This window comes from Streptomyces sp. NPDC050549 (genome assembly GCF_040655035.1).
Classification (GTDB): Bacteria; Actinomycetota; Actinomycetes; order Streptomycetales; family Streptomycetaceae; genus Streptomyces.
Genome location: NZ_JBFAJD010000011.1, coordinates 1 through 24,123, shown reverse-complemented (window position 1 = coordinate 24,123; position 24,123 = coordinate 1). Strand labels below are relative to the sequence as shown.

Annotated in this window: 24 protein-coding genes and 2 pseudogenes; 18 read left to right on the top strand and 8 right to left on the bottom strand. The window is 70.1% G+C overall.

The annotated features are described in order from the left end of the window. Positions 1 to 332: 332 nt before the first annotated feature. Positions 333 to 872 (bottom strand): hypothetical protein, encoded by a 540-nt coding sequence (locus AB0I51_RS18005; protein WP_362976108.1) that lies wholly within the window; start codon positions 870 to 872, stop codon positions 333 to 335. A 503-nt stretch (positions 873 to 1,375) separates the two neighbouring features. Here AB0I51_RS18005 and AB0I51_RS18000 point away from each other — a divergent pair. Together AB0I51_RS18000 and AB0I51_RS17995 are read left to right on the top strand one after the other, a co-directional pair. Next, on the top strand, positions 1,376 to 2,545 hold the full coding sequence (locus AB0I51_RS18000; protein ID WP_362976106.1) for an MFS transporter: 1,170 nt from the start codon (positions 1,376 to 1,378) through the stop codon (positions 2,543 to 2,545). A gap of 174 nt (positions 2,546 to 2,719) precedes the next feature. Beyond that, a complete protein-coding gene (locus AB0I51_RS17995; protein ID WP_362976104.1) occupies positions 2,720 to 3,535 on the top strand; it encodes an SAM-dependent methyltransferase in 816 nt (271 codons plus the stop codon). A 28-nt stretch (positions 3,536 to 3,563) separates the two neighbouring features. On the opposite strand, the gene AB0I51_RS17990 is transcribed toward AB0I51_RS17995, so the two are convergent. Further along, positions 3,564 to 4,469: a helix-turn-helix transcriptional regulator gene (locus AB0I51_RS17990; RefSeq protein ID WP_362976102.1), complete on the bottom strand. Its 906-nt coding sequence runs from the start codon at positions 4,467 to 4,469 to the stop codon at positions 3,564 to 3,566. A 253-nt stretch (positions 4,470 to 4,722) separates the two neighbouring features. On the opposite strand from AB0I51_RS17990, the gene AB0I51_RS17985 reads away from it, so the two are divergent. Genes AB0I51_RS17985 through AB0I51_RS17960 form a run of 6 tightly spaced genes read left to right on the top strand, consistent with a single transcriptional unit; the run spans position 4,723 to position 10,735 of the window. Continuing rightward, positions 4,723 to 5,814 (top strand): substrate-binding domain-containing protein, encoded by a 1,092-nt coding sequence (locus tag AB0I51_RS17985; protein ID WP_362976100.1) that lies wholly within the window; start codon positions 4,723 to 4,725, stop codon positions 5,812 to 5,814. Between the two features lie 38 nt (positions 5,815 to 5,852). Then, positions 5,853 to 6,941, top strand: coding sequence for a mandelate racemase/muconate lactonizing enzyme family protein (locus AB0I51_RS17980; protein ID WP_362976098.1), 1,089 nt, complete (start codon positions 5,853 to 5,855; stop codon positions 6,939 to 6,941). After that, complete coding sequence (locus AB0I51_RS17975) at positions 6,938 to 7,852, top strand: ABC transporter permease (protein WP_362976096.1); 915 nt, start codon at positions 6,938 to 6,940, stop codon at positions 7,850 to 7,852. Before AB0I51_RS17980 ends, AB0I51_RS17975 begins: the two co-directional genes overlap by 4 nt. After that, positions 7,849 to 8,892, top strand: coding sequence for an ABC transporter permease (locus tag AB0I51_RS17970; protein WP_362976094.1), 1,044 nt, complete (start codon positions 7,849 to 7,851; stop codon positions 8,890 to 8,892). The genes AB0I51_RS17975 and AB0I51_RS17970 overlap by 4 nt, the downstream gene beginning before the upstream one ends. Continuing rightward, the gene (locus AB0I51_RS17965) at positions 8,889 to 10,415 is read left to right on the top strand and encodes a sugar ABC transporter ATP-binding protein (RefSeq protein ID WP_362976092.1); all 1,527 of its coding nucleotides are present in this window, start codon (positions 8,889 to 8,891) and stop codon (positions 10,413 to 10,415) included. The genes AB0I51_RS17970 and AB0I51_RS17965 overlap by 4 nt, the downstream gene beginning before the upstream one ends. After that, positions 10,412 to 10,735 carry an L-rhamnose mutarotase gene (locus AB0I51_RS17960; protein ID WP_362976090.1) on the top strand — a complete coding sequence of 108 codons (324 nt, stop codon included), beginning with the start codon at positions 10,412 to 10,414 and terminating at the stop codon, positions 10,733 to 10,735. The genes AB0I51_RS17965 and AB0I51_RS17960 overlap by 4 nt, the downstream gene beginning before the upstream one ends. Here the strand turns inward: AB0I51_RS17960 and AB0I51_RS17955 are convergent. The 3 genes and pseudogenes from AB0I51_RS17955 to AB0I51_RS17945 all read right to left on the bottom strand — a co-directional run bounded on the left by AB0I51_RS17955 (position 10,725) and on the right by AB0I51_RS17945 (position 12,700). Then, on the bottom strand, positions 10,725 to 11,453 hold the full coding sequence (locus tag AB0I51_RS17955; RefSeq protein WP_362976088.1) for a GntR family transcriptional regulator: 729 nt from the start codon (positions 11,451 to 11,453) through the stop codon (positions 10,725 to 10,727). The two genes, AB0I51_RS17960 and AB0I51_RS17955, sit on opposite strands and share 11 nt — an antisense overlap. A 71-nt stretch (positions 11,454 to 11,524) precedes the next feature. Continuing rightward, positions 11,525 to 12,301 (bottom strand): annotated as a pseudogene (locus AB0I51_RS17950) (MFS transporter); the annotation flags it as partial. Positions 12,302 to 12,472: 171 nt separating this feature from the next. Further along, a complete protein-coding gene (locus AB0I51_RS17945; RefSeq protein WP_362976086.1) occupies positions 12,473 to 12,700 on the bottom strand; it encodes a hypothetical protein in 228 nt (75 codons plus the stop codon). Between the two features lie 176 nt (positions 12,701 to 12,876). On the opposite strand from AB0I51_RS17945, the gene AB0I51_RS17940 reads away from it, so the two are divergent. The 5 genes from AB0I51_RS17940 (at position 12,877) to AB0I51_RS17920 (ending at position 15,102) form a co-directional block, all read left to right on the top strand. After that, a complete protein-coding gene (locus AB0I51_RS17940; protein WP_362976084.1) occupies positions 12,877 to 13,116 on the top strand; it encodes a hypothetical protein in 240 nt (79 codons plus the stop codon). Between the two features lie 199 nt (positions 13,117 to 13,315). After that, positions 13,316 to 13,774, top strand: coding sequence for a cupin domain-containing protein (locus AB0I51_RS17935; protein ID WP_362976082.1), 459 nt, complete (start codon positions 13,316 to 13,318; stop codon positions 13,772 to 13,774). Positions 13,775 to 13,810: 36 nt separating this feature from the next. Then, positions 13,811 to 14,617, top strand: a complete 807-nt coding sequence (locus AB0I51_RS17930; RefSeq protein WP_362976080.1) for an alpha/beta hydrolase — start codon at positions 13,811 to 13,813, stop codon at positions 14,615 to 14,617. 41 nt (positions 14,618 to 14,658) lie between these two features. After that, complete coding sequence (locus tag AB0I51_RS17925; RefSeq protein ID WP_362976078.1) at positions 14,659 to 14,799, top strand: hypothetical protein; 141 nt, start codon at positions 14,659 to 14,661, stop codon at positions 14,797 to 14,799. 6 nt (positions 14,800 to 14,805) lie between these two features. Further along, on the top strand, positions 14,806 to 15,102 hold the full coding sequence (locus AB0I51_RS17920; protein WP_362976076.1) for a muconolactone Delta-isomerase family protein: 297 nt from the start codon (positions 14,806 to 14,808) through the stop codon (positions 15,100 to 15,102). Positions 15,103 to 15,126: 24 nt separating this feature from the next. Here the strand turns inward: AB0I51_RS17920 and AB0I51_RS17915 are convergent, their stop codons facing one another. Further along, positions 15,127 to 16,128, bottom strand: coding sequence for a S66 peptidase family protein (locus AB0I51_RS17915; protein WP_362976074.1), 1,002 nt, complete (start codon positions 16,126 to 16,128; stop codon positions 15,127 to 15,129). Between the two features lie 141 nt (positions 16,129 to 16,269). Here AB0I51_RS17915 and AB0I51_RS17910 point away from each other — a divergent pair, with 141 nt between their 5' ends. The 4 genes from AB0I51_RS17910 to AB0I51_RS17895 all read left to right on the top strand — a co-directional run bounded on the left by AB0I51_RS17910 (position 16,270) and on the right by AB0I51_RS17895 (position 21,177). Further along, entirely contained in the window at positions 16,270 to 17,124 is an 855-nt protein-coding gene (locus tag AB0I51_RS17910; protein ID WP_362976072.1) for an isocitrate lyase/PEP mutase family protein, read from the top strand. 329 nt (positions 17,125 to 17,453) lie between these two features. Further along, entirely contained in the window at positions 17,454 to 18,191 is a 738-nt protein-coding gene (locus tag AB0I51_RS17905; RefSeq protein ID WP_362976070.1) for an SGNH/GDSL hydrolase family protein, read from the top strand. 290 nt (positions 18,192 to 18,481) lie between these two features. Beyond that, positions 18,482 to 20,437, top strand: coding sequence for a hypothetical protein (locus AB0I51_RS17900; RefSeq protein WP_362976068.1), 1,956 nt, complete (start codon positions 18,482 to 18,484; stop codon positions 20,435 to 20,437). 86 nt (positions 20,438 to 20,523) lie between these two features. Beyond that, on the top strand, positions 20,524 to 21,177 hold the full coding sequence (locus AB0I51_RS17895) for a helix-turn-helix domain-containing protein (protein WP_362976066.1): 654 nt from the start codon (positions 20,524 to 20,526) through the stop codon (positions 21,175 to 21,177). A gap of 77 nt (positions 21,178 to 21,254) precedes the next feature. Here the strand turns inward: AB0I51_RS17895 and AB0I51_RS17890 are convergent, their stop codons facing one another. Both AB0I51_RS17890 and AB0I51_RS17885 read right to left on the bottom strand, forming a co-directional pair. Continuing rightward, positions 21,255 to 22,898, bottom strand: coding sequence for an MFS transporter (locus AB0I51_RS17890; protein WP_362976064.1), 1,644 nt, complete (start codon positions 22,896 to 22,898; stop codon positions 21,255 to 21,257). 299 nt (positions 22,899 to 23,197) lie between these two features. Further along, a complete protein-coding gene (locus AB0I51_RS17885; protein ID WP_362976062.1) occupies positions 23,198 to 23,653 on the bottom strand; it encodes a MarR family transcriptional regulator in 456 nt (151 codons plus the stop codon). Positions 23,654 to 23,839: 186 nt separating this feature from the next. Here AB0I51_RS17885 and AB0I51_RS17880 point away from each other — a divergent pair. Then, positions 23,840 to 24,123: pseudogene (locus AB0I51_RS17880) on the top strand (esterase); the annotation flags it as partial.

Sequence of the window (24,123 nt, the reverse complement as noted above, 5' to 3'; positions counted from 1 at the left end):
CCCACCCGCCACGGTGCCGGACAGCGGCGGCCCGGTCGCCGGATCCGGCCCGGGTGACACGGCGTCCAAGGATCCCTGGAGCGGCACCACCGGCGCGCGGTGGCGCACCGTCCGCGACACCTGACCGGCCGGCTCCCGCTCTCCCTCTGACCCTCATGGCACACGGGCCCGTGGCAGGCCCACGACGCCCAGAACGCCGCTACCCGGCGTCGTCCGGCCGGGTAGCACCCACACCCGGCCGGCCGCGTCAGGCGGTGGTGATCGGGGCGCGTCGGCTGACGCTCGGACATGGGGTCGTACGGCACGAGGTTCCGCCCCGCCCGCGGGATCGTTCAGCGGGGTGTCCTGACGTAGGTGTACGGGGCGGAGACATACGTGCTGTGGTGATCCGCGGCACGCAGGGCGGCAGTCAGGCGCTCGCGCGGTTTGAGGCCCAGCTCGGCGGTGGCGTGCAGCGCGCCGAGAGCCAGGTCGTCCCCGGAGCCCACAGCGGCATATCCCTCAATGGGTTCACCGACTTGATAGTCGTCATGGATCGAGAAGAGACGGCCGTGGATGCCGACCAGGAAGACGCCTGCCTGTTCCTGCTCGGAGTCCTTGCGGGCCCATCCACCGTCCTTCAGGCAGGCTCGGACGGCGTTGATGAAGCGCGTGGCCATGAAACGGTCGAGGTCGCCTTCGGGGTGCGGGGCCTCGAACGCGTGGTGCAGGAGCTGGCCCATACGGAACGAAGTCGTGAATCCGAGTGCATAGGGGCCGTTGGTGAAGACCTTCGGGTCGCGGCGGATCGTGAGCTGCGAACCGCTGCTGCCTGCGGAGTCTCCGGCGAGGTGGACGCGCCCGCGGTGGACCAGGCCGACGATGACGGTCACGTCACCACCTCCAGGGACTTGTCGGGTCCTTGTCGTCTTGCACGGACCCGTTCTGCCCCCTGCCCGGGCGGAGTTACCACTTCCGCGAGGAGGCCTGAGGGAGCGCCGACGAAGGTGCGGTTCGGTGCTCGTACCCCATGGACCGACGGAACTCGGCCCGCCGACACTCAAGGTCGCCGAGTCGGCGGACACGGTCGAACGCGACGGACCTCACGTCATCGCGCGAGTCGGCTCTACGGGATTCGGCCGCCAAAGCGTCGTACAGCAGGCGCGACGACGGCAGAGGGCACTGACAGTGCGATCGGCCCGAAGACGAAGGGTCCTCCCGCCTGCCAGGCCGCTCCGGATCCGACTGCCGGCGCCCCCGAGACGGTGCACGGACAGGGTCCGCGACGCGAGCCGCACCTCGCCTCCGGCGCCCGCCGACCCCCCTTGCCCTCGGCACGGGCCACGCCTAGCCTGATTTTGTGCCGCAAATAAACAAACCCCGAACGCACAACGCCGTGCCGGGCACCCCCACCGACCCCACCCGGCTCCGAGCCGTCCTCACCGCCTTCTTCGCCCTCGACGGCTTCATCTTCGCCGGCTGGGTCGTCCGCATCCCCGCCATCAAGGAGCAGACCGGCGCCTCCGCCGGCACCCTGGGCCTCGCGCTACTCGGCGTCTCCGCCGGCGCCGTCGTCACCATGATGCTCACCGGCCGCCTCTGCCACCGCTACGGCAACCACCAAGTCACCGTCGCCTGCGCCGTGTTGCTGTCCCTCAGCGTCTCCCTCCCCCCACTCACCCACTCCGCACCCACCCTCGGCCTCGTCCTGCTGATCTTCGGCGCCGCCTACGGAGGGATCAACGTCGCGTTCAACAGCGCGGCGGTCGAGCTGGTCCGGGCCATGCAGCGGCCGATCATGCCCAGCTTCCACGCCGCGTTCAGCCTCGGCGGCATGGTCGGCGCCGGCCTCGGCGGGCTGGTCGCCGGAACACTGACGCCCACGCAGCACCTGTTCGGCCTCACGGTGCTCGGCCTCCTCGTCACCGCCCTGATCGGCCGCCCCCTGCTCCGCCTGCAGCCCCCGGCACCTCGCGACGACTCACCGAAGGAGGAGGCCGCGCCCCGCCGCCTCAACACCCGCACCCGCGGCCTCGTCGTCACCTTCGGCCTGATCGCCCTCTGCACGGCCTTCGGCGAAGGCGCCCTCGCCGACTGGAGCGCCCTGCATCTGCAGCAGGACCTCGACGCCAGCGCAGGCGCCGCCGCCATCGGCTACTCCTGCTTCGCGCTGGCCATGACCGCCGGCCGGCTCAGCGGCACCCGGCTGCTCGAACGCCTCGGAAGGACACGCACCCTCGTGGCCGGCGGCACGACCGCCGCCGTTGGCATGCTGCTCGGCGCGCTCGCGCCCACCCTGTGGGCGGCCGTCCTCGGCTTCGTGATCACCGGGCTCGGCCTCGCCAACCTCTTCCCCGTCGCCGTCGAACGCGCCGGCACCCTGGCCGGTCCCGACGGAGTCGCCATCGCCTCCACCCTCGGCTACGGCGGCATGCTCCTGGGGCCGCCCGCCATCGGCTTCATGGCGGACTGGTACTCGCTGCCCGCCGCCCTCACCAGCGTGGCCGTCCTCGCCGCCACGGCCGCTCTCATCGGATTCCTCACCCGGCACGCGGCAGAACGCTGACTCCTGTTCATCCGGGGTGGCAAACAAGCCAACGGGCGGCCGAACAAGGGTGGTTGGGACCGGCGGGGCGCATGAGTCGAGCCGTGGGGAATAACGTGGGCCTCCACGACCGGTGTTCGACGGTTTCGTGGCTCTCACCACGGTGGCTCTCACCACGTACACACAGGAGTGACCATGACGGACGAGGCAGCCGGCTCCGAGCAGGAAGCGCTCTCCAAGTTCGACACGACGGTGCCGCAGTCGGCCCGGATCTGGAACTACTGGTTAGGGGGCAAGGACAACTACGAAGTGGACCGCGTCGCCGGGGACGCCTTCCGCGAGATCTTCCCCGGGATCGAGACCGGGGCCCGCGCCGCCCGCTACTTCCTCGCCCGCGCCGTGCGTCATCTGGCCGCCGAGGAGGGCATCCGGCAGTTCCTGGACGTCGGCACCGGGCTGCCCAACGTGGACAACACCCATGAGATCGCCCAGCGGGCGGCCCCCGAGAGCCGCATCGTCTACGTCGACAACGACCCGCTGGTGCTGGCGCACGCCCGCGCCCTGCTCACCAGCACCTCGGAGGGCGTCACCAACTACGTCGACGCGGACCTCCGCGACCCGGCCACCATCGTGCGCGAGGCGGCGAAGACGCTGGACTTCGACCAGCCGGTCGCGCTCATGCTGATGGGCATCCTGGGCCACATCGAGGACTACGACGAGGCCCGGTCGATCGTGCGGCGACTGGTGGACGCCCTGCCCACCGGCAGCTATCTCGTGCAGTACGACAGCACCGACACGAGTGAGGCATACGTCGACGCCATCCGGCAGTACAACGAGGGCGGTTCGATCCCGTACATCCTCCGCAGCCCCGAGCAGATCGCGGGCTTCTTCGAGGGCCTGGAACTGCTGGAGCCGGGCGTGGCCTCGTGCTCGCGCTGGCGTCCCGACGACAGTGCCTGGGGCCTGCCCGCGGAGGTGCACCAGTACGGCGGCGTCGCCCTCAAACGCTGACCCCGCCCGGCCCGGCCCACATCCCGGCTCAGGTCTCCTGAAGGATGCGATGCAGGATCGTCGGAGTCTCCTCCGGCGATTCCGCCTCGACCACCAGGCGGTTCATGACGTCCCAGTAGCACTCGATCTCGCTGGGCCGGTCGGGATAGAGGGCGGTGACGCGCTGTTCGAGGTAGACCATGTCGGGCAGCCGGCCGCCGGGCAGCCGCAGGATGGTCACCGGACCGGCTTCCCCGGCGTGGCCGCCGGCGACGAACGGCATTATCTGCACGGTGACTTGAGGGAGCCGGCAGATCTCGATGAGATGCCTCAGCTGGGCGCGCATCGTACGGATGCCACCCACCGGGCGGCGCAGGGCGGCCTCGTCGATCACGGCCCAGAGCTGCGCCGCCGGCCGCCTGCGCAGGATCCGCTGGCGGGTCATCCGCAGCATGACCCGCCGGTCGAGCTCCTCCCCGCGGGCCTCCGTGTGGGCGAGCCGCAGGGAGGCGCGCGCGTAGTCGGGGGTCTGCAGCAACTGGGGCACGCGCTGGACCTCGAAGCAGCGGATGAGGCTCGCCGCCTGTTCGGCCCCGAGGTAGGCCTGCGCCCAGCTGGGCACGACATCGTTGAAGTACTGCCACCAGGCAGGGGCGTTGGCCTCTTCGGCCAGGGTCAGCAGAGTGGCGCGCTCGGCCTCGTCCCGGACGCCGTAGAGCGTGAGCAGGTCGGCCACGTCACGCAGTTTGAATCCGTGCCGTCCGGCCTCAAGGCGGCTGATCTTGGACCGGGAGGCGCGGATGGCCTCACCCGCCGCCGTACGGGAGATGTGCCGCGCTTCCCGCAGTTCGCGCAGCCGTGCGCCCAGGACCAGACGTGGCACCATGGGGCCGGCCGACCGGCCGTCCAGGAGCGCGCTGTCGGGCGGTGTGGTTAAGACCTCGTCGGAACCCATGGTCGATCTCCCTGCGGTGCACGCGACGTTGTGTGGGAACGAACGCTACGGCCAGTCATCTTAAGCGCTCTTTGCTGTCAACCCGCCATGCTCAAGAGATTGCTTTCCTATACGATTTTTTTGGACCACCAGGCGTTTCGAAGGCCACGGACACCTTCATCACCGCCTGAAGTTGCCGCAGGCCTTGACGCACAAGGGTTCCTGTCCCACGATCACCGCATCCATTTCCTATTTGATTTGGCGAGGGTCGGGCATGCGCTTCCCCACCAGATCCGTCCTGCCCGGAGTTGTCGCCGTCGTGCTGATCGGCGCCGGGACGACGGCCTGCACCTACCGCAATTCGGGTGTCCAGTCCGGCGGTTCGGCCTCGTCGGCCGCACGGACGGGCGGCGGCGCCGAACTCGTGGATGCCTCCGGGACCAAGGTCGCCCTCGTGCCGGGCGGTGCCCACCCCTACTTCCAGCCCTGGAAGACCGCAGGAGCCACCGCGAGGAGGACCTACGGCCTCGGCGCCGTCGCCTTCGACGAGACGGCCGAGTGGGACCAGCAGAAGCAGAACAACCTGCTGTCCACGCTGGCGGCGCGCGGCTACAACGCGTTCGGGGTGTTCGGCGTGTCCCCCACCGACATCAACTCGACCTTCGCCGACCTCAAGTCGCAGGGTGTCCCGGTGGCTTCGCTCGGTTCCTGTCCCGCCGGCGCCAAGGACGAGGCGGACTTCTGTCTCTCCACGGACGTCCAACTCGCCGCCTACAAAGCCGCGAAGGCGGCGATCGCGACCATGGGCGGCCACGGCGTCCTGGTCCACCTGACCGGCAACAACGTCGACGCCAATACCCAGTTGAGGATCAAGGGCGTCGCCCGGGCCGTGCGGGAGACGGGCGGCAGGGTGAAGCTCCTGCAGACCATCACCGACATCGACACCGACCTGCAGACCGCGCAGAAGGCGGTGTCCGACCTGATGGCGGCCAAGGGCGAGCAGATCACGGGCATCGTCGCCACCGCCTACAACCCCGCCGTCGCCGCCGCCGACGTCGTCAGGACCTCCGGTTCGAAGGCGAAGGTCGTCGCCATCGACGACGACGCCAAGATCCTGAGCGGCATCAGACAGGGCACGCTCACGGCGACCGTGGTGCAGAACCCGGTCGGCCAGGCCGAGATCGGCACCTGGGCGCTGGCCCTCCTGCAGACGAAGCAGTGCTCCGTGCGCGATCCCGGCGTACGGGTGGACTCCGGTTCGTTCGTCGTCGACAAGTCGAACGTCTCGGCCTACGACACCGCGCGGCGGGCGAAGACGGCAGAGCTCAAGCAGCAGTTCGCCGACCGGATCCTCACCTGCGGCTGACCGACCCCCATCGTCACGACAGAAATCGGAACCGCCGGATGAGCATCATCACGACCGCGACCGCCAGGCTGGTCGACATCGCCGTCGAACAGGACCGCACCGACGCCGTGCAGTCGTTCGTCAAACAGGAGACGATCCTGGTCGACGTACAGTCGTGGGACGGCGGCACGGGAACCGGCTACTCGTACACCATCGGCACCGGCGGCACCTCCGTACTGGCGCTGCTCCGCGACCACCTGCTGCCCGCCCTCGTCGGGCAGGACGCCCGCAACATCGAGGCACTGTGGCAGCGGCTGTTCGCGCTGACCCGGGCGACCACCACCGGAGCCGTCACCTCGCTCGCCCTCGCCGCCGTGGACACCGCGCTGTGGGACCTGCGCTCCAGGCGGACGGGCGAGCCCCTGTGGCGACTGGCCGGCGGCCACCGCCAGGAGGTGCCGGTCTACGACACCGAGGGCGGCTGGCTCCATCTGAGCACCGAGGAACTGGTCAAAGGCGCCGTGCGCGCCCAGGAGTCGGGCTGGGCGGGCGTCAAGATCAAGGTGGGCCGCCCGCATCCCGACGAGGACGCGGAACGGCTGCGTGCCGTACGCGAGGCCGTCGGCCCCTCGCTGCACATCATGACCGACGCCAACCAGTCGCAGACGGGATCCTCGGTCCTGCGGCTCGCGGCGGCACTGGAACCGTACGACCCGTACTGGCTGGAGGAGCCGCTGCCCGCGGACGACATCAGCGGTCATGTCCGGCTGGCGGCGGCGACCCGCATCCCCGTCGCCGTCGGCGAGTCCATGTACTCGCTGATGCAGTTCCGGTCCTATCTGGAATCCGGTGCCGCCTCCGTCGTACAGGTCGACGCCGCCCGGATCGGTGGCATCACGCCGTGGCTGAAGGTCGCGCACCTGGCGGAGAGCCACAACGTCATGGTCTGCCCGCACTTCCTGATGGAGCTGCACGTCAGCCTCGCCGCCGCGGTGCCCAACGGCCGATACGTCGAGTACATACCGCAGTTGAGGGCGGTGACCCGGACCGAGCTGACCATCCGTGACGGCATGGCGGTGGCCCCGGACGTACCGGGCATCGGTATCGACTGGGACCCGGACGCGCTGGACGACCGGAGGGTGGCGTGACGACCGCCGTCGGCCCGCCGGACACCGTCCCGCAGGAGCGGACGGCACCACGACGCCTGCCGTTCTGGGTCAACCAGCGACTCGGCCTGCTGCTCCTGGTCGTCGCGCTCAGTGTCCTGTTCGGCGCGCTGTTCGCGGGCCTCGGCTACGACCGTCTCGGCGTCCCCGTGCAGGTGGGCCTGCTGATGTGCCTGGCCGCCGGTGCCGCCGTCGGCGCGCTCACCGGCTGGCTCGTCGCCCGCACCGGAGTCAGCTCCTTCGTCGTCACCCTGGCCATGGACTTCGCCCTCCTCGGCCTCGTCCCGCTCCTCTACTCGGCCCTCACCGACGACGCCGCCTTCACCACCCACCCCTCCGGCATCGACGCCCTGCGCTCCTACTCCCTCGCCGACATCTGCGCGGGCCCGATCTGCGGCTCCCCCGCCGTACCGCAGATCGCCCAGTTCACCGTCCTCGCCATGCTCGGCCTCGGTTTCCTCTACGGCAGTACGCGCATCGGCCGCGAGCTGCTGCTCACCGGCGCGAATCCGGCCGCCGCCGAGTTGTCCGGCATCCCCACCGGGCGCCGGGTCCTGCTCGCGCACACGCTCTCCGGGCTGCTCGCCGCGCTAGCCGGGTTCATGGCGGCGGCCGGCACGGGCACGTTCCGCGCCTCCATCGGCGACGACTTCATGCTGCCCTCCTTCCTCGGCGCGGTGCTCGGCGGCACCCTGCTCACCGGCGGAGTGGTGTCGGTGCTCGGCACGCTGCTGGGCACCGCGCTGGTCGGGGTGATCCGCAAGGGGCTCGATCTGCTCGGCATCGGCCTGGAGAGCCTGAACATCTACCTCGGCTGCGTCCTGCTGCTGGCCCTGTCGGCGGACCGGATCCGCGCCGTGGTGTCCTGTCGCAAGGTGGTGCGCTCCACATGAACCGCGTGAACACGCTTATGGGTCAAGGGAGTTGGGCCGCCGGGGCGCCGCGCCGGTTCTCCCGCTCGACGGCGGCGATGCTGCTCGCCGTGGTCGTGGCCGGGTATGCGGCACTGGGCATCGCCTCGTCGGGTGCCTTCTTCGAGGGCCCCTCGGTGCGGGTCTTCCTCCAGTACCTGGCCACGCCCGTCCTCATCGGCCTGGCCCAGATGGTGGCGCTGTGCGTGGGTCAACTCAACCTCGCCGTAGGCGCCTTGGGCGGTTTCACCGCCTGCCTCATGGGTGTCCTCATGGCCGACCACGGTGTGCCCGCCGAAGTCGCCGTGCTCGTGGGCCTGTTGACCGCGACGGCCGTCGGCCTGGCGACCGGTGTCGTCATCGTCGCCACGCAGATCAACGGGTTCATCGTCACCCTCGCCACGATGACGATCCTGCTCGGAGCGCAGTACCGGCTCACCGGCACCCGTACCGTCGACGGCTACTCGCGCACCCTGCGCGATCTGGGCACGTCGGCGCCGCTGAACATACCGCTCGTCTTCGTCACCGCGCTCGTCGCGGCGGCGCTGCTGGCCGCCTTCGTGTACCGCACGGTCGCGGGCCGCCGGCTCCTCGCCGCGGGCGGCAACCCGCTCGCGGCCCGGCTGTCCGGGATCTCCACCGACCGCCAGATCGTGGTCGCGCACACCCTGTCCGGGCTGCTGGTCGGGGTGGCCTCGGTGACGGCCACGGCCTCGCTGCCCGGCGTCAACCGCAGCGTCGGCGGCGACTGGCTGCTGCCGAGCTTCGCGGCGCCGATCATCGGTGGCGTGGCGCTCACCGGCGGTTCCGTCGCGGTGTTCGGGACCGTGCTGGCGGCCTTCGTGACCCGGCTCATCGACGCGGCGCGGGCGCAGTTCTCCCTGGACCCGAACTGGGTGAACCTCCTCATCGGCCTGGTGGTGCTGGGGACGGTCGCCGGTGGCCGGCTGCACCGGACGCGCCTGGAGAAGTCCGGGCCGGCCGAGGGAGCCGTACTGCCACAGACCGGAGGTGCCCAGTGACCGGCACGGTCCTGCTCGAATGCGAAGACCTGGTCAAGGTCTTCCCCGGCGTGCGGGCGCTGGACGGTGTGGGGCTGCGGCTGACCGCCGGCACCGTGCACGCGCTGCTCGGTGAGAACGGCGCCGGCAAGTCCACCCTCATCAAGGTGCTCACCGGGCTGCACTCCCCCGACGGCGGCCGGCTCACCTGGTGCGGCCAACAGGTCCAACTGCGCTCGCCGTTGGAGGCGACCCGTACCGGAATCGGTGTCGTCCACCAGGAACGCAATCTGATCCCGGGCTTCTCGGTGGCGGAGAACATCACACTGCAGCACCCGCCCTCCTGCCGCGGCCTGATCGACCGCGAGGCCATGACCGCACCGGCCCTGGCATGCCTCGCGGAGCTGGGAGTCGAGCTCGATCCGAGGCAACCGGTAGGTGAACTGTCCGTCGCCCGGCAGCAGTTGGTGGAGATCGCCAAGGCCCTCCACTCCGAGAGCCGGGTGCTGCTGCTGGACGAGCCCACCGCTTCCCTCTCCCCGCAGGAGGCTGAGCACCTCTTCGAGGTGATCCGGCGACTGGCCGGGCGGGGTGCCTGTGTGGTCTTCGTCAGCCACAAGCTGGAGGAGGTCTTCGCGGTCTGCGACACGGTCACCGTGCTGCGCGACGGGAAGTCGGTGCTGGAGTCCGCACCGCTGGCCGAGCACACCCACGACGACATCGTCGGCCTCATGGTGGGCCGCGCCCACACGGCGACGGAGCTGCGCCCGCGCACGGTCGACCGCTCCGCCGCCCCGGCTCTCGTACTGGACGCGGTGTCCACGGCCGGCGGCCACCGCGACATCAGCCTGGAGGTCCGCCCCGGGGAGATCGTCGGCCTCTACGGCCTGGTCGGCGCCGGACGCAGCGAACTGGTCAAGGCGGTACTCGGCCTGGACCGCATCACCGGCGGCGAGGTCCGCGTGCACGGCACGCCCGCCCGCATCACCTCACCGCGCCAGGCCCTGCACGAGTTCGGCATCGGATACGTCACCGAGAACCGCAAGGAGGAGGGCGTCTTCCTGGAGCAGCCCGTCGTCCGCAACATCACGGTGACGGTGTGGCGGCGGCTCGCCAGGGCCCTCGGGTTCGTGTCGGCGCGCGAGGAACGCGACACCGCCCAGGACCTCGTCGACCGGCTCGGCATCCGGATCTCGGGACTCCAGCAGAACGCCGGTGAACTCTCGGGCGGCAACCAGCAGAAGGTCTGCCTCGCCAAGTGGCTCGCCGCGGACACCCGGTTGCTGGTCATCGACGAACCGACCGTGGGCGTGGACGTCCGTACCAGGCGGGCCTTCCACGAACTGATCTGGGACCTGGCCGCCGACGGGCTGCCCATCCTCCTCATCAGCAGCGACCTCGCGGAGATGGTCACCCTCGCCGACCGCGTCGTCGTCATGACGGACCACCGCGTGCGCGGCGAGGTCGACAACGACCGTGACTACGACCGGGTGAGCGGCCGGGTGATCCGCCTGATCCACGACCGCGACGCGGTGCGCTCATGAGGCGCGTGGCACAGGTCATCGCCGTACGCCCGGAACTGCTGGACGAATACCGGGAGTTGCACCGCGCCGTGCCCGAGCCGGTGCTCGACCGGATCCGGCGCAGCCACATCTCCAACTACTCGATCCATCTGCTGGGCGACCGCCTGTTCAGCTGCTTCGAGTACCACGGCGACGATCTCGCGGCGGACCTGGCCGCGATGGCCGAGGACGAAGCCACCCGGCGGTGGTGGCAGCTCACCGCTCCCTGCCAGCTGCCCGTGCCGGAGGCGGCGCCGGGTGAATGGTGGGCCACGGCGGAGCAGGTGTTCCTCATGGAGTAGCGGGCCCGTCGTCGCCGTCGTCGAGCTGCCGCTCCAGGCTCCGGGCGAGATGCTCCGCCATCGCCTCGGCCGCCCGCTCGGGGTTGCGGCGCAGGATCGCGCGGACGATCCGTTCGTGTTCCGCGACGGTCGGGCCCTCGGCACCGACCACCTTGCTGAGCCGGAAGATGTGGAGATGCGCGTGGAGCCGTTCCACCGCGTCCGCGAGCAGCGGCCGGTGCGTGGCCTGTCCGATCGCCTCGTGGAAACGCTGGTCGAGAGCGGCGAAGTCACGGTAGGACGCGTACCGTCCCTTGGGGCTCGGGTGGGCCTGCAGTTCCTCGACGATCCGCTCCAGGCCGTCGAGTTGCACCTCGGTGGCGTTCACCGCGGCCAGCGCGGCTGCCCTGGGTTCCAACAGCAGCCGCATCTCGAAGAGTTCCTCAAGACCACGGCGGGTCAGCAACTGCGTGGCCCGGTATCCGGAGAGCGCGCGCTTCACGACCAGGCCCTCGGACTCCAGCCGGGCCAGCGCCTCCCGGACGGGGGTCGGCGAGACCTTGAGCGTGCGGGCCAGGGAATCGATGCCGACCCGTGCGCCGGGGGCGATCTCGTGGTCCATGACCATCGCCTTGATGCTCTCGTACACACTGTCCGACAGCGCCTGCCGGACGGGCGGCACACCCAGCGTGTCGCCTTCGTCCGGAACCCCGGCCGCGGAAGGACTGTGCGGCGGCATCCCCACTCCCCCTCAAGGCTTGCTGTGTCCGCCCAGCTTAGCCAGTGCCGGGTGGGCGGAGCGGCCCGCCGTCACCCCGCCTCCGCCGGCACCGCCGCTTCCCCGCTCTTCTCGGACAGGTCGAGGCTGCTGCGCAGGCCGACCGGCTTCAGCAGGATCGCGGCGATCACCGCGAGCAGGGCGGCCCCGGCGGAGAGCAGGAAGATCTGTGCCGTGGCGTCGCCGTAGGCGACACGGACGATCTCCCGCACGGCGACGGCGTCCGATCCGGTGGCGGTGCTCCGCAGTCCCGCGTCGGCGAGATCGTGCGCGATCTGGTCCTGGACGTGCCGGGCCAGTACGGCGCCGAGCGCGGAGACACCGATCGTGCCGCCGAGCGAGCGGAAGAAGGACACCGTGGAGCTGGCCGCGCCGATGTCCTTCAGCGGCACGGTGTTCTGCACGACGAGCACGAGGTTCTGCAGCGTCATCCCGACGCCCATCCCGACGCAGAGCATCTCCACGCTCAGCAGGATGATGGGCGTCCTGGAGTCGAGGGTGCCGAGACCGGCGAATCCGACCGTGAGCAGGACGGCGCCGGTGATGATGTACGGCTTGATCTTCCCGGTCCTGCTGATCAGCCGCCCCGCGACGGTGGAGGCGACGAGGATGCCGGCCATCGTCGGAATGGTCAGCAGACCGGCCTCGGTCGGGCTGTGCCCACGGCTGAGCTGGAAGTACTGGCTGAGGAAGACGGCGGCGCCGAACATCGCCGTACCGACGGCGAGGCTCCCGACGATCGCCAGGGCCGTCGTCCGCTGCCGCACGATGCCGAGCGGTACAACGGGTTCGGCGGCCCGCGACTCCACCTTCCGGCTGACGGGCCGGAGCCGAGACCTCGCACGACTCTCCGGGTCTTCGCGGATCCGACGAGCCACGGCTCGTCGGGCCCTCCTGCACCGCACTCCCCCACCTCACCCCCGCACCGAACCACCCTGACCAGAAGGAGTACTTGGCTCGCCCCGGCCTCCGGGATCGCTCTACGTCAGGCCCTTGAGCAGCCTCGGAGTCAGCCCTCGATACGCGGCCGGGTCGACCGGGCCGAGCCAATGGGCAGCACGGATGAGCGGGTCGATGTCGAGGCCGAGGTCGCTCAGCACTTCGTCGGCGTTGTGCAGCGAGAACGGGATGATCTTGATGCCACAGCAGTGGCGCGTGTCGGTGGCGCCGTCCATGAAGGCCAGTTGCTCGACGACCGCATCCCTCACGGTGTCGGCGCCGGGTGTCTCCAGCGCGCCGGCGAGGTCGGACGCGATCCACAGCGCGGCGAGCCCGGCGTCGAGTGGGCTGAAGAAGGAGGAGTTGTAGCCGTTGAAGCACAGGCCCGGGATCCCGAGCGCAAAATCTGCCGGTAGAGCATGAAGTTGCCTCGCTCGTCGAGCAGTTGGGCACGCACTTGCTGCAGCAGGAACGGGACACCCCGGGTGAAGCCTGTGGCGCAGACCACCAGGTCCGTAGGGAGCAGGGCGCCGTCGGAACCCTGGTGCTCCAGGACCCCGAAATACGCAAGGACTTCGCCTGGGACACGGCCCGGGTCGGCGGAATCACCGCACCCACCCTGCCGCTGTGGACCGACCACGACCCGACCGGCGGACTCGACGAGGCGGCGCTGCTGCAGAGCTGACCGCCCGACGTCCGCCTGCACGTGAACGAGGGCGCAGGCCGACCGCTCGCCCCGAACAGACGAACACCCCCGGCTTGCCGGGCTCACAAAACAAGCATGCTCTCGTAATGAGAGTTAACTTGCATAACGAGAGTCGACCACCTATATTCATGAGGGCCAACTCCAATAAACACAGCGGTCTCTCTTCCCGGAGGTTCAGATGACGGATGTCTCAGTGGTCGGCCCGGACGACGGCGAGTCGATCCAGCTCGGCCCGACCCGGATGCGGATTCTCGAAGACGGCAGCACGACCGACCACCGCCTCGGGATCGGGGAGATCACGCTCGCCCCGCACACCGACGGTCCGCCGCAGCACCGGCACGCCCGGCACGACGAGGGCTTCTACGTCGTGTCCGGCGCAGCCCGGTTCACCGTCGGCGAGACCGTGCACGACGCGCCCGCCGGAACACTGGTCATGATCCCGCCCGGCGCCCCGCACACCTTCGCCAATCCGACCGACGGCACCACGGTCCTGCTCAACACGTTCACCCCGGACCTGTACGTCAACTACTTCCGGGACCTGCGCGACATGATCGCCGGCGGCCGGCAACTCACCGACGAGGCGACGGTCGAGGCGATGAGCCGGTATTCCACCGAACCGTCCACCGACTTCGCCTGAACACCCGCACCCGCACCCGCAATCAAGGAGAACGCGATGGGAATCACCACTCAGTACACCGTCACCCTCGACGAAGTCGGCCCGGTCGACGTGTCCGTGGCCGCATACGGCTCCGGGCAGCCGTTCCTGCTGCTGCACGGCGGAGCCGGCCCGCAGTCGGTGACAGGGTTCGCCGAGAAGTTCGCCGCCGCCCACGACGTGCGCGTGCTGGTTCCGACGCACCCGGGCTTCGGTGGCACCGTACGACCCGGGACACTGACCTCCGTCCCGGGCCTGGCCGCGCTCTACGGCGCGCTGCTGAACCAGCTCGACCTGACCGACGTGACCGTCGTCGGCAACTCGATAGGCGGCTGGATCACCGCGGAGATCGCGCTCCTGAAGTCGCCCCGTGTCAGCGGCATCGTCCTTGTCGATGCGGTCGGGATCGAGGTGCCCGGCCATCCGGTGGCCGACTTCTTCTCCCTGACCATGGATCAGGTCTTCGAGCTCAGCTTCCACGATCCCGAGCCCTTCCGTGTCGACCCCGCGACCCTGCCCCCGGCGGCGCAGGCGATCGCCGCGGGCAACCGGACCGCGATCTCCGTCTACGCGGGCTCCGCCATGGCCGACCCCACCCTCGTCGGACGTCTCGGGTCCCTGGAGCTCCCCACCCTCGTGCTGTGGGGCGAGAGCGACGGGATCGTCGACGTCGACTACGGGCGCGCCTACGCCGCCGCGATCCCCATGGCCCGGTTCCAACTGCTCCCCGGTACGGGCCACTCCCCGCAGTTGGAGACCCCCGACCAGGTCGACCACGCGATCTGGGACAGCGCCGACACGGACTTCTCCGCTTTCGCCCGCTGAGCCGGAACCACCTGCCGCCCCCGCCCCACGGAGACCCCGCAATGCCCAAGACCGCGGTCACCCGCCACATGGCCGACGACATCGCCACCGCCGTGAAGCCCCAGCTGATCCTCGCCCCCGCCCCGGTCGCGGACGGCGACGGCCGGGAGGTCACCTACGACTTCGTGCTCGACAAGGCGTGACGCACCGTGCTGTTCGCCGTTCACATGCGCGTCGCCCTCCCGCGTGACCTGGCCCGCGGGATCCGCGACGACCTGGTGGCCCGCGAGAAGGCCTACTGCCAGGAGCTGCAGAAGTCGGGGCGGTGGGTGCACATCCGGCGGTGCGTCGGCCAGTACTCCAACATCAGCGTCTTCGACGTCGCCGACAACGAGGCGCTGCACCAACTCCTTTGGGATCTCCCGCTGTTCCCCTACATGACGATCGAAGTGACACCGCCGGCACGGCGCCCCTCCGACCTCGCGGCGGGCGAGAGGACGGTGTGACAGACGAGGTCCCCCGATGCGGGCCTACGACCGTACCGCCGGTTCGAGCAACGACAACGTCCGCTGCCCGGCGTCCAGTTGGGCACGGACACCGACCGGCATCGGCAGATTCGGCCCGGCGTGCCCGAACTCGACGTCGCCCAGGACCGGGATGTCACGGTCGCCAAGGACATCGAGAACCATGTCCCGGAGAGTGGGGGATTCGTCGCCCGGCGTCCCGAGCCCGTCGATCTCGTGCGGGACGCCCACGACCATGCCGGAGATCCGATCGAGGATGCCGCAGTGCCGCAGCACCTGCAGATAGCTCCACACATACGCTGCCTGGCCGCCCGTCTCCTCCCAGAACAGCACCGCGCCGTCGAACCGTTCGAGCGGCAGCGCGTACGGCGTCGCCTGCGCCAGCACGATGCGATTGATCACCCCGCCGATCAGCGGGCCTTCGGCGCGACCGGCACGCCAGCACTCCCAGGACGGCGTGGCCGGCAGCGCACCGATCGCCTCGCCACCGGTCAGCAGCCTCAAGTAGAGCTGTTCAAGGGTTACTTGGCGTGCCGTGGACGCTCTCTGCCAGTGGCCGCCAAGTCCGGGGGTGGCCAGGTCGGCGTGAAATCCCACCAGTCCGGTGCGCGCGTAGAGCACCAGATGCAGCAGCGAGATGTCGCTGTATCCGAGGATCGGCTTGGGGTCGGCGGCGACCGCCTCGAAGTCGATCAGGTCGAGGTAACCAAGCGCGGTCTGGCCGCCGTCGTGCGCGACGATCGCACGCACCTCGGGATCACGCAGCAGACCGTTGAACTCCTCGGCGATCTCCACCGGCCGGGCCGCACTCCACCAACGCTGCCGCCCTGCCTGCAGAAGCGGCGCCCGCCGCACCCGGAACCCCATCCGCTCCAGCACGGCCACCGCCCGCTCGAGGTCGGGTTCGTAGACGGCGTGCAACGGCCCGGAGAGCGAGGCGATGACGACGAGGTCTCCGGGCATCAGGGCCCGGGGCCGAAGCAGTTGAGGCAGGACACCAGGGGTCACCGAGGCAGTCTCCGGGCACCCGCATGACCACGCCACTCATTTACCGCCCGCTCTCCCGGGCACCCGCGTAACCCCAAAAACATATCGATCGTTGCGCAAGCGCACATCACAACCGCCGCAAGAGACAAGAGGACCCGTTCAATGCCTCACGGCAGCGCACTGCGCAGCGCGATCACCGCTTCCGGCACGACACCTCTGATCGGCGTGTACGACATGTACTCGGCGTCGATCGCCGCCCAGCACTACGACGGCCTCTTCGTCTCCGGGTTCGGATTCGCGGCGTCCTTCTACGGCCTGCCGGACATCGGTTTCATCGCCTGGCCGGACATCGTGGCCTTCACCGAACGGCTCCGCTGGGCCTTTCCCCGCCATCACCTGCTCGTGGACATCGACGACGGCTACGGCGACCCGGAGGTGGCCTGTCATGTCGTACGGCGGCTGGAGCGGGCCGGTGCCTCGGGGGTGATCCTGGAGGACCAGAAGCGCCCCCGCCGGTGCGGTCATGTGGCGGGCAAGCAACTCCTCCCGCTCGACGAGTACCTCGACAAGCTCGAACGCGTACTGGCCTGCCGGACCGGCGACTTGACCGTGGTCGCGAGGACCGACGCGACCGACGAGGCCGAGATCCTCACGCGCGCCAAGGCGCTCGCCGCCACCGACGCCGACGTGGTGCTGGTGGACGGGGTGCGCGACGTCGACGCGATCCGCCGGATCCGCGACTCCATCGGCGACAAGCCGCTGCTGTTCAACCAGATCGCCGGTGGCCGTTCCCCCCGTCTGTCACTGGGCGAGTTGGCAGAACTCGGCGTGGATGTCGCGATCTACAGCACCCCCTGTCTCTTCGCCGCGCACGAGGCGATGGACAAGGCTCTGACCGACCTCGCGGTGACGGGCGGACGGCTCCCGGAGACGGGGGACGACGGAGTCGGCGTACCCCAGTCCGTCGAACTGCTCACCCGCAACCTCCGGGGAACACAGGGCACTCAACACGGCTGATCCGACGGAGCCCTCTATCTCCGGTTGGACTCGTTGATCGTCCCGCGGCACGAGGACGGCGCCGCGCCCCCGCCATAGCCTCGATCACATCGAGAAAGCGCGCGGCCCTCGACGGAGCCGGCCGCCCGCTCTCCGGTACGCGGCGGTGCCGGCAGCACGGCACGCCGCGGCGATCCCGTCCCGCGAGAGCGCGGAGGCGTCGTGCCCCTTTTCGGATTGCCCAGCGCCCCGGCCGACGGTCGCGAAATCTCCGTACCGCCACGGCGGTTGTGGTCACCTCGGCCGCCGCGTTCACACTGAGCGCGCCGACAGCGACCCCGGTCTCGACCGTGTCTGCGTCCACGTCCGCGGAGACCTCAGTGGTCAGCACGGGCGGCGGATCCCCCTACGTCGCGCTCGGCGATTCCTACGCCTCGGGCGCCGGGCCGGCCGGTGTGAAGGACACGGAGTGCGACCGCACCAGCGGCAGTCACCCGAGTCCGATCGCCAAGTTCTTCACCGTCGCCGGGCCTCGCCACACCTTCAAGGACGTCACCTGCAGCGGTGCCACCACCCGCGACTTCCGGAACGCCCGGGGCAGCGGGCCTCGGCAGATCAACGCCCTCAACCCCGACACGGGACTCGTCACCCCGCCTCTGGGCGGCAATGGCGTCGGCTTCTCCAGTGTGCTCGCCGCCTGCGCGCGCCTCGCCTCCCCCGACCGGGACGGCAGCCCCTGCGAGCGGTACTTCACGGCGGACGGCAAGGACGTGCTGGAGGAGCGCGTCGCCACCATGGAGGGGCGCGTCCGCGGCGTGCTCGCCGACATCAGGCGGCGCAGCCCGCACGCGAAGGTGATCGTCGTCGGATATCCCGCACTCTTCCCCGACGACGGCGCGGCCTGCCCCGAAGTCCCCTTCGCCAAGGGCGACTTCGCCCATCTGCGGGACACGACGAAGAAGGCCGACCGCGCACTGGCGCGGCAGGCGGTGGCCGCCGGGGCGGGTACGTCCTTCGCCGACACCTACACCCGACGATCGGCCACGACATGTGACGACCCCGCGACGAACGGTGGATCGAGTCCCTGAGTCCTGCTGTGAACACCATGGCCGCGCACCCCGACTCCCTCGGCCAGTCGGTCATGGCGGCGTCGGCGCTCCGGCAGATCTACAGGCCGTTCCGCAAACCGTAGGAGTGGGGGCGGGACACCCTGTCCTTGACATGCCCACTCCCCATTATTGGACTGGACCAACTCTGCCGGACGGCCCGACCACGGGTACCGCGATGGCACTCCACCCGATCCGGCCCGGCCCAGAGCGCTCCTGACCAGAACGCTCGAACAGGACCGCCGATCGCGGTCCTGCGGAGGGGAGATCGTATGCGCACAGGCGCACATCGCTTAGCCGGCACACTCGCCGTCACCCTGCTCACCGCGGCCCTGTCCGTCGCCGTCCCACCGGCGCACGCCGATCAGGCCCGCGCACACCAACAGCCCGACCGCATCGCGCAACAGATCACCGACGGGCTCCGGGCCGCACGGAACAGCGCGGGCGGGCCGACCTTCGATCCGTCGCTCGCCCTGCTGTCGGCCGAGGCCCGGGGGAAGGTCAACTTCCTTCAGGCCGACGTGGATCGGGGAGCCCGGGGCAAGCTCAGGGCCGAGCAACGGAACACGACCCGGCTCGCCGCCGCGACGCCGTACGCGGAGAAGGAGGCCGCGGGCACCCTCGGCACCAACGACACCGAGCCGACCGCCGAACGCATCGCGGGCTTCGGCACCGGCACCCATCAGAACTCGGCGGTCGGTATCACCGGCGACCTGGCCGACGACCCCAACATCCCTACGCTGCCCGCCGGTTCGGAGGACAACGGCTCCATCCCCCTGGCCGTCGACACCGGTGTCTCCGGCGCGCGGCAGGCCGTCAGAACCACCGGCGTCATCGGTGACGGACCGCACGGGAGCGCCGGCGACGGTCACGGCGACTTCGGCTTCCACAAGGTCTCCGGAGTGCCGGCCGGGGTGCTCCTCGGCATCGACGTGGGCACCCAAGGCGACTTCAACGCGATCGCGCGGCTCCACGACGCGAACGGGGGCACGCTGTTCCGGGCCGACGACCCGTCGAGTGGAAACGTTTCCTTAGATCTGTCATTGCCCACCACCGGGGACTACTACCTGATGGTGTCCGGTTCCGGGCCGAACCTCGGCCCGCCCGCCGACCCGAAGGACTCCGGCAGCGGGGCCGGCGTGGGCTCCGAAGGCGCGTACAGCCTCAAGCTCTCCACCCAGCAGGGCGGTGACCAGGACGTCTACGGGGTCTATCTGAAGGCCGGCGATGTCGTCGGGGCCACGGTCACCGGCAGCGGACACCATCTGTCCCTCTACGACGCCGCCGGCACCGAACTCATGGGCTCGACCCGGGACGCGAGCGGGAGTTACGCCCCGGCGTCACCGCTGCCCGGCGGCGGCAACGCCACGGTCGACCTGGTGGCGCCGCGCGCCGGCCGCCACTTCCTCGCCGTGAGCAACGGAGTCGGCGCCTACCACGCCGAGTTGGAGGCCTATCGGCCGGGAACCGAGGTGGAGAAGAAGGGCACGGTCCAGGCGCTCTTCCTCGACTTCGACGGCGCCCGGGTCAACATCTCGATCTTCGGCAGCGGCGGCGCGCAGCGCGATCTGTCGCCGCTGTCGTCGTTCCTGCCGGGCTGGGGACTCACCACCGCCGACGAGAACAAGGTCATCGACGCCGTGGTCACCTCGGTGAAGGAGAACATCGCCACCGACCTGGCGAAGAAGGGCTCCAACCCGCACTTCGCCGTCAGGGTCCTCAACAGCCGTGACGATCCCGACCCGTTCGGCCGGCCCGATGTCAGCCGGGTTGTCGTCGGCGGCACCATCGCCGAGTCCGGCATCCCGACCATCGGCATATCCTCCTCGATCGACCCGGGCAACTACGGCCACGAGGACACCGCGCTCGTCCTGCTGGACCTGCTGAGCGCCGCCGCGCCGAACCCCGACTCGCTCAACACGTGTCTGGGAGCACAGAGCGACAAGATCGGCTTCATCGGCCGGGCACTCGGGAACATCATCACCCACGAGATCGGTCACTACTCGGGCAACTGGCACACCAACCAGTACGACGACACCGCGAACCTGATGGACCAGGGCGGCGACCCCGCCCAGATGCTCGGAGTCGGCACGGACGGGATCGGCGGTACGGCGGCCGACGTGGACGTCGACTTCACCACCGACACCTACACCCCGCAGGAACCCTTCACCGGGTACGAGGACACCCTCGGCACGACGGCCTGGGCCTACAGCCGCGGCCTCGGCTGACCGACGATCCTACCCTGACCCGGAAAACGCCAGGTCAGGGCAGCATCCATCAACGGACCGCGCCCCACCCGCCGTACAGTCGCGTCATGCAAGAGACTGGGCGGATGGAGCCGACGCCCCGCAGGAACCTGCGCGAAGAGCAGAAGATCCTCACCCATCGCCGACTGCTCGAAGCGGCCGTCACGGTGTTCACCGAGAAGCCCTTCCTCGAAGCACGCATGGAGGACATCGCCCAGGCCGCGGGGGTGACCCGGGTGACGGTCTACGCCCACTTCCCCGGCAAGGCCGAGATCGTGGACGCACTGGTGGAGCGACTGTACGGCCTGATGGGCGAGGCCTACGCCGACCTGGCCGCGCTCCCCCGGTGGACGCCGGCGGACATCCGGGCGTGGCTGGAGGAGGCGGCGGACCGCTGGCGGGAGATGGCGCCGATCCGCCGTGTCGCCAACGCGGCGGCCCCGACGGCCCTGCGCAGCCTGGGCGACGGCCGGACGCAGTACGTCGAGGCGCACGAGCGGTATGTCGGCCTGCTGGTGGGTGACTACGGGCGCTGGCGGGGTGTGGACCCTGCGGAGGCCCGGCAGCGTGCGCTGATGGCCGTGCTGCAGACCGAGTCGTTCTTCTCCGCCTGGATCGCCGTCGAGTGGCCCTTGGAAACCGCGGACCCGCTGCGCCTGTTGGCCGACTCGCTCTGTCATCTCCTCGCCCCCGCGCTGGAGAAGGACAGCACCTCCGCCTGAACGGACCGCATGGCAGGGGTGGTTGGCCGTCGGTGTCGTGGCCGAGGGCCAACCACCCCTGCAACAGCGGTCGTTGGTCAGCCGGCCTCGCCAACGGCCCTCGCACCGGCGGCCGGGTGCGTCGCCGCGGCGGCCTCCGCCGGTGTCTCGGCGTGCGGGGCGCGGGCGCGGACGCCGATCGTGACGAGGGCCACGGCGGCTGCCACGAGCATGCCGACTCCACCGACGAGGGCGCAGGTGTGCAGCGCGTCGGTGAAGCTCGCGCCGTAGGCGGTCAGGGCCCGCCCGGTCGCCTCGCCGGAGTCGAGGTGCAGGAAGGCGCCCGCCTGGATGCCGACGCCGTTCACCGTGCCGATGACCTGGCCCTGGTCGGCGGGGCTCAGGCCGGACGCGGCGACGTGGCCGGGCAGGGTGTCCAGGGTGCGGTTGGTGAGGACGACACCGAAGATGGCCGGGCCCAGGGCGCTGCCGATCTGGCGGAGCGCGCTGTTGGCGGAGCCTGCGGTGCTGCCGAGGCGGCGCGGCAGGCTGTTCATGGCGATCGTGGTGATCGGGGCCATCGCCAGCCCGATGCCGATGCCGAACACCGCGATGACCAGGGCCGCTTCGCCGGTTCCGGTGGTGGCGTCGAAGAGGTTCACCAGGAGCGCTCCGATGCCGCCGACGAGCAGGCCGGTCGCCAGCACGAGGCCGGGCGAGAAGCGGTGCATCAGCTGGCCGACGACCGGGCCGAGGACGACGGTGAAGCCGTTGAGGGCGATCAGGCGCACGCCGATGTCCCAGGTCGAGGCGTGGTGGACGAGGCCGAAGTACTCGCTGAGCGAGAAGACCAGGCCGACCTGGGCGAACAGGGTGAGCGCCATGACGAACGCGGCCCCGGAGAACGCCGTGGACTTGAACAGGCGCATGTCCAGCATCGGGCAGCGGGAGCGCAGTTCGACGACCACGAAGGCCGGCAGTGCGAGGGCGGCCAAGACGAACGCGGTCACGACCTCCGCCGAGCCCCAGCCCGGAGCGCCGCCGCCCTCGATGACGCCGTAGACGATGCCGGTGATGGCGACGATCGCGAGGAGTTGGCCGGGGATGTCGAGGTGGCGTTCGCGGTCGGAGCGGGAGTCGACCAGGACGACGGCGCCGGCCAGGACCGTGAGGGCGCCGATGGCCAGGGTGGGCAGGAAGATCCAGCGCCAGCTGGTGTGTTCGACGATCAGGCCGTTGAAGAGGGGGCCCAGCGTCAGGCCGAGGCCGAGGGCGGCCGTCCACAGGGCTATCGCGCCGGCCCGCTTGCGGTGGTCGGGGCAGACGTGGCTGATCAGGCCGAGGGTGGCGGGGAGCAGTGCGGCGGTGCCGACTCCGGAGAGCGCCTGGCCGACGCAGACCTGGACGACGCTGTGCGCGGTGAGGGCGACGAGACAGCCGACGCAGGACAGCGCCAGGCCGATCAGGTACATCTTCTTGCGGCCGAAGAGGTCACCGATGACACCGCAGGTCAGGAGCAGGGCGGCGGTCGGGAGGATGAACGCGTCGGTGATCCACTGCAGCCCGGTGGTGGAGGCGTCCAGCGCCTGCTGGATCACCGGGAGCGCCACCGACACACCGACGACCGGCAGATAGGAGACGAAGACTCCCAGGCAGGCCAGCAGGATGGTGGCGGTGACGTGACGGGACGGGGAGTCCGGCTGGGGGGACGAAGGCGAGACTTCGGAGACCAGGGTCGGCATGGCACCTCTTCGACGTCGTACGGAGCGGATTGACCGGGTGTGAACTGCGCGTGGCGTTCCGTGGGCGGCTACGACGGGGGTGACGGTGCCGACTCCGTCAGTCGTGTCCCGGGGCCCGGAGGCTGACGTGGTTGTTCGGCTTGAATCTCCATTGACGTAAGCCATTTCGTTTCGGGAAATCGCTTCGGACCGTATACCGGTGACCCGGTCCTGGAGATGCCGTTGGACCTGCAAACTAAGCTGAACAGCGGCGACGACACACTGCTCCGCAGGGCATGAACGCGCAGGTGGGAGGGCGGTCAGCCGACGGCGACGTTGGCCGTGATCAGCCGGAGGAGCTGCTTCGCCAGGGCGTCCTGGTCGGGGGTCAGACCCATCGCGTCGCCGATCGCGAGGGGTACGGCGGCGGCCCGCTCCCGCATCCGCGCTCCGGTGTCGGTGAGCCGGATGGCGACCGAGCGCTCGTCGTCGCGCCGGCGTTCACGGCGCAGCAGTCCGTTCGCCTCCAGCCGCTTCAGCAGCGGGGAGAGCGTGCTGGATTCCAGCTGGAGCGCGACACCCAGCTCCCGTACGGAGATCGAGTCCTGTTCCCAGAGGACGAGCATGACGAGGTACTGCGGGTAGGTCAGGCCGAGTTCGTCGAGCAGCGGCCGGTAGCGGGCGGTCACCGCGCGGGAGGCCGCGTACAGCGCGAAGCACAGCTGGTCGTCGAGGAGCAGCGACGCCTCGGCCGGTTCCGCGGCGGCTGGGCTCATGGTGCGACTCCTCGCTCCGGTGCTCTTCAGGGCAATCACCACCTTATCGTTCGGGTTCGGTCGATCCTATCGAGCACGCTTTAGTTGTGCACGACTTAATCGCGCGCTACTCTCGCTCTCGTACCGCACCACCGGCCCGGACCCCACCGGAGCCGTCCGCGGCACCCGTTCGGAGGAGAGATCGCCATGACCGACAACACCGCACCCCGCCCGGTCCTCGAACCCGCGGCCCAGGCCTTCGCCGAGGCGACAGCGAACCCGCCCTATCTCTTCGACCTCGCCCCGGCGGAGGGCCGCAAGGCCGTCGACGAGGTCCAGTCCGGCGACATCGCGAAGCCCGTCGTCGACGAGGAGTGGATCACCGTCCCCGGCGGCCCGACGGGCAGTGTCCGGGCCCGGATCGTGAAGCCCGAGGGTGCCTCCGGGCCCCTGCCGGTGATCGTCTACATCCACGGCGCCGGCTGGGTCTT

Coding starts and splice junctions, on each gene's coding strand:
- AB0I51_RS17995 (WP_362976104.1), top strand. CDS start 2,720: ATGACGGACGAGGCAGCCGGCTCCGAGCAGGAAGCGCTCTCCAAGTTC.
- AB0I51_RS17990 (WP_362976102.1), bottom strand. CDS start 4,469: ATGGGTTCCGACGAGGTCTTAACCACACCGCCCGACAGCGCGCTCCTG.
- AB0I51_RS17985 (WP_362976100.1), top strand. CDS start 4,723: ATGCGCTTCCCCACCAGATCCGTCCTGCCCGGAGTTGTCGCCGTCGTG.
- AB0I51_RS17980 (WP_362976098.1), top strand. CDS start 5,853: ATGAGCATCATCACGACCGCGACCGCCAGGCTGGTCGACATCGCCGTC.
- AB0I51_RS17970 (WP_362976094.1), top strand. CDS start 7,849: ATGAACCGCGTGAACACGCTTATGGGTCAAGGGAGTTGGGCCGCCGGG.
- AB0I51_RS17960 (WP_362976090.1), top strand. CDS start 10,412: ATGAGGCGCGTGGCACAGGTCATCGCCGTACGCCCGGAACTGCTGGAC.
- AB0I51_RS17955 (WP_362976088.1), bottom strand. CDS start 11,453: ATGCCGCCGCACAGTCCTTCCGCGGCCGGGGTTCCGGACGAAGGCGAC.
- AB0I51_RS17935 (WP_362976082.1), top strand. CDS start 13,316: ATGACGGATGTCTCAGTGGTCGGCCCGGACGACGGCGAGTCGATCCAG.
- AB0I51_RS17930 (WP_362976080.1), top strand. CDS start 13,811: ATGGGAATCACCACTCAGTACACCGTCACCCTCGACGAAGTCGGCCCG.
- AB0I51_RS17925 (WP_362976078.1), top strand. CDS start 14,659: ATGCCCAAGACCGCGGTCACCCGCCACATGGCCGACGACATCGCCACC.
- AB0I51_RS17910 (WP_362976072.1), top strand. CDS start 16,270: ATGCCTCACGGCAGCGCACTGCGCAGCGCGATCACCGCTTCCGGCACG.
- AB0I51_RS17900 (WP_362976068.1), top strand. CDS start 18,482: ATGCGCACAGGCGCACATCGCTTAGCCGGCACACTCGCCGTCACCCTG.
- AB0I51_RS17895 (WP_362976066.1), top strand. CDS start 20,524: ATGCAAGAGACTGGGCGGATGGAGCCGACGCCCCGCAGGAACCTGCGC.
- AB0I51_RS17890 (WP_362976064.1), bottom strand. CDS start 22,898: ATGCCGACCCTGGTCTCCGAAGTCTCGCCTTCGTCCCCCCAGCCGGAC.
- AB0I51_RS17885 (WP_362976062.1), bottom strand. CDS start 23,653: ATGAGCCCAGCCGCCGCGGAACCGGCCGAGGCGTCGCTGCTCCTCGAC.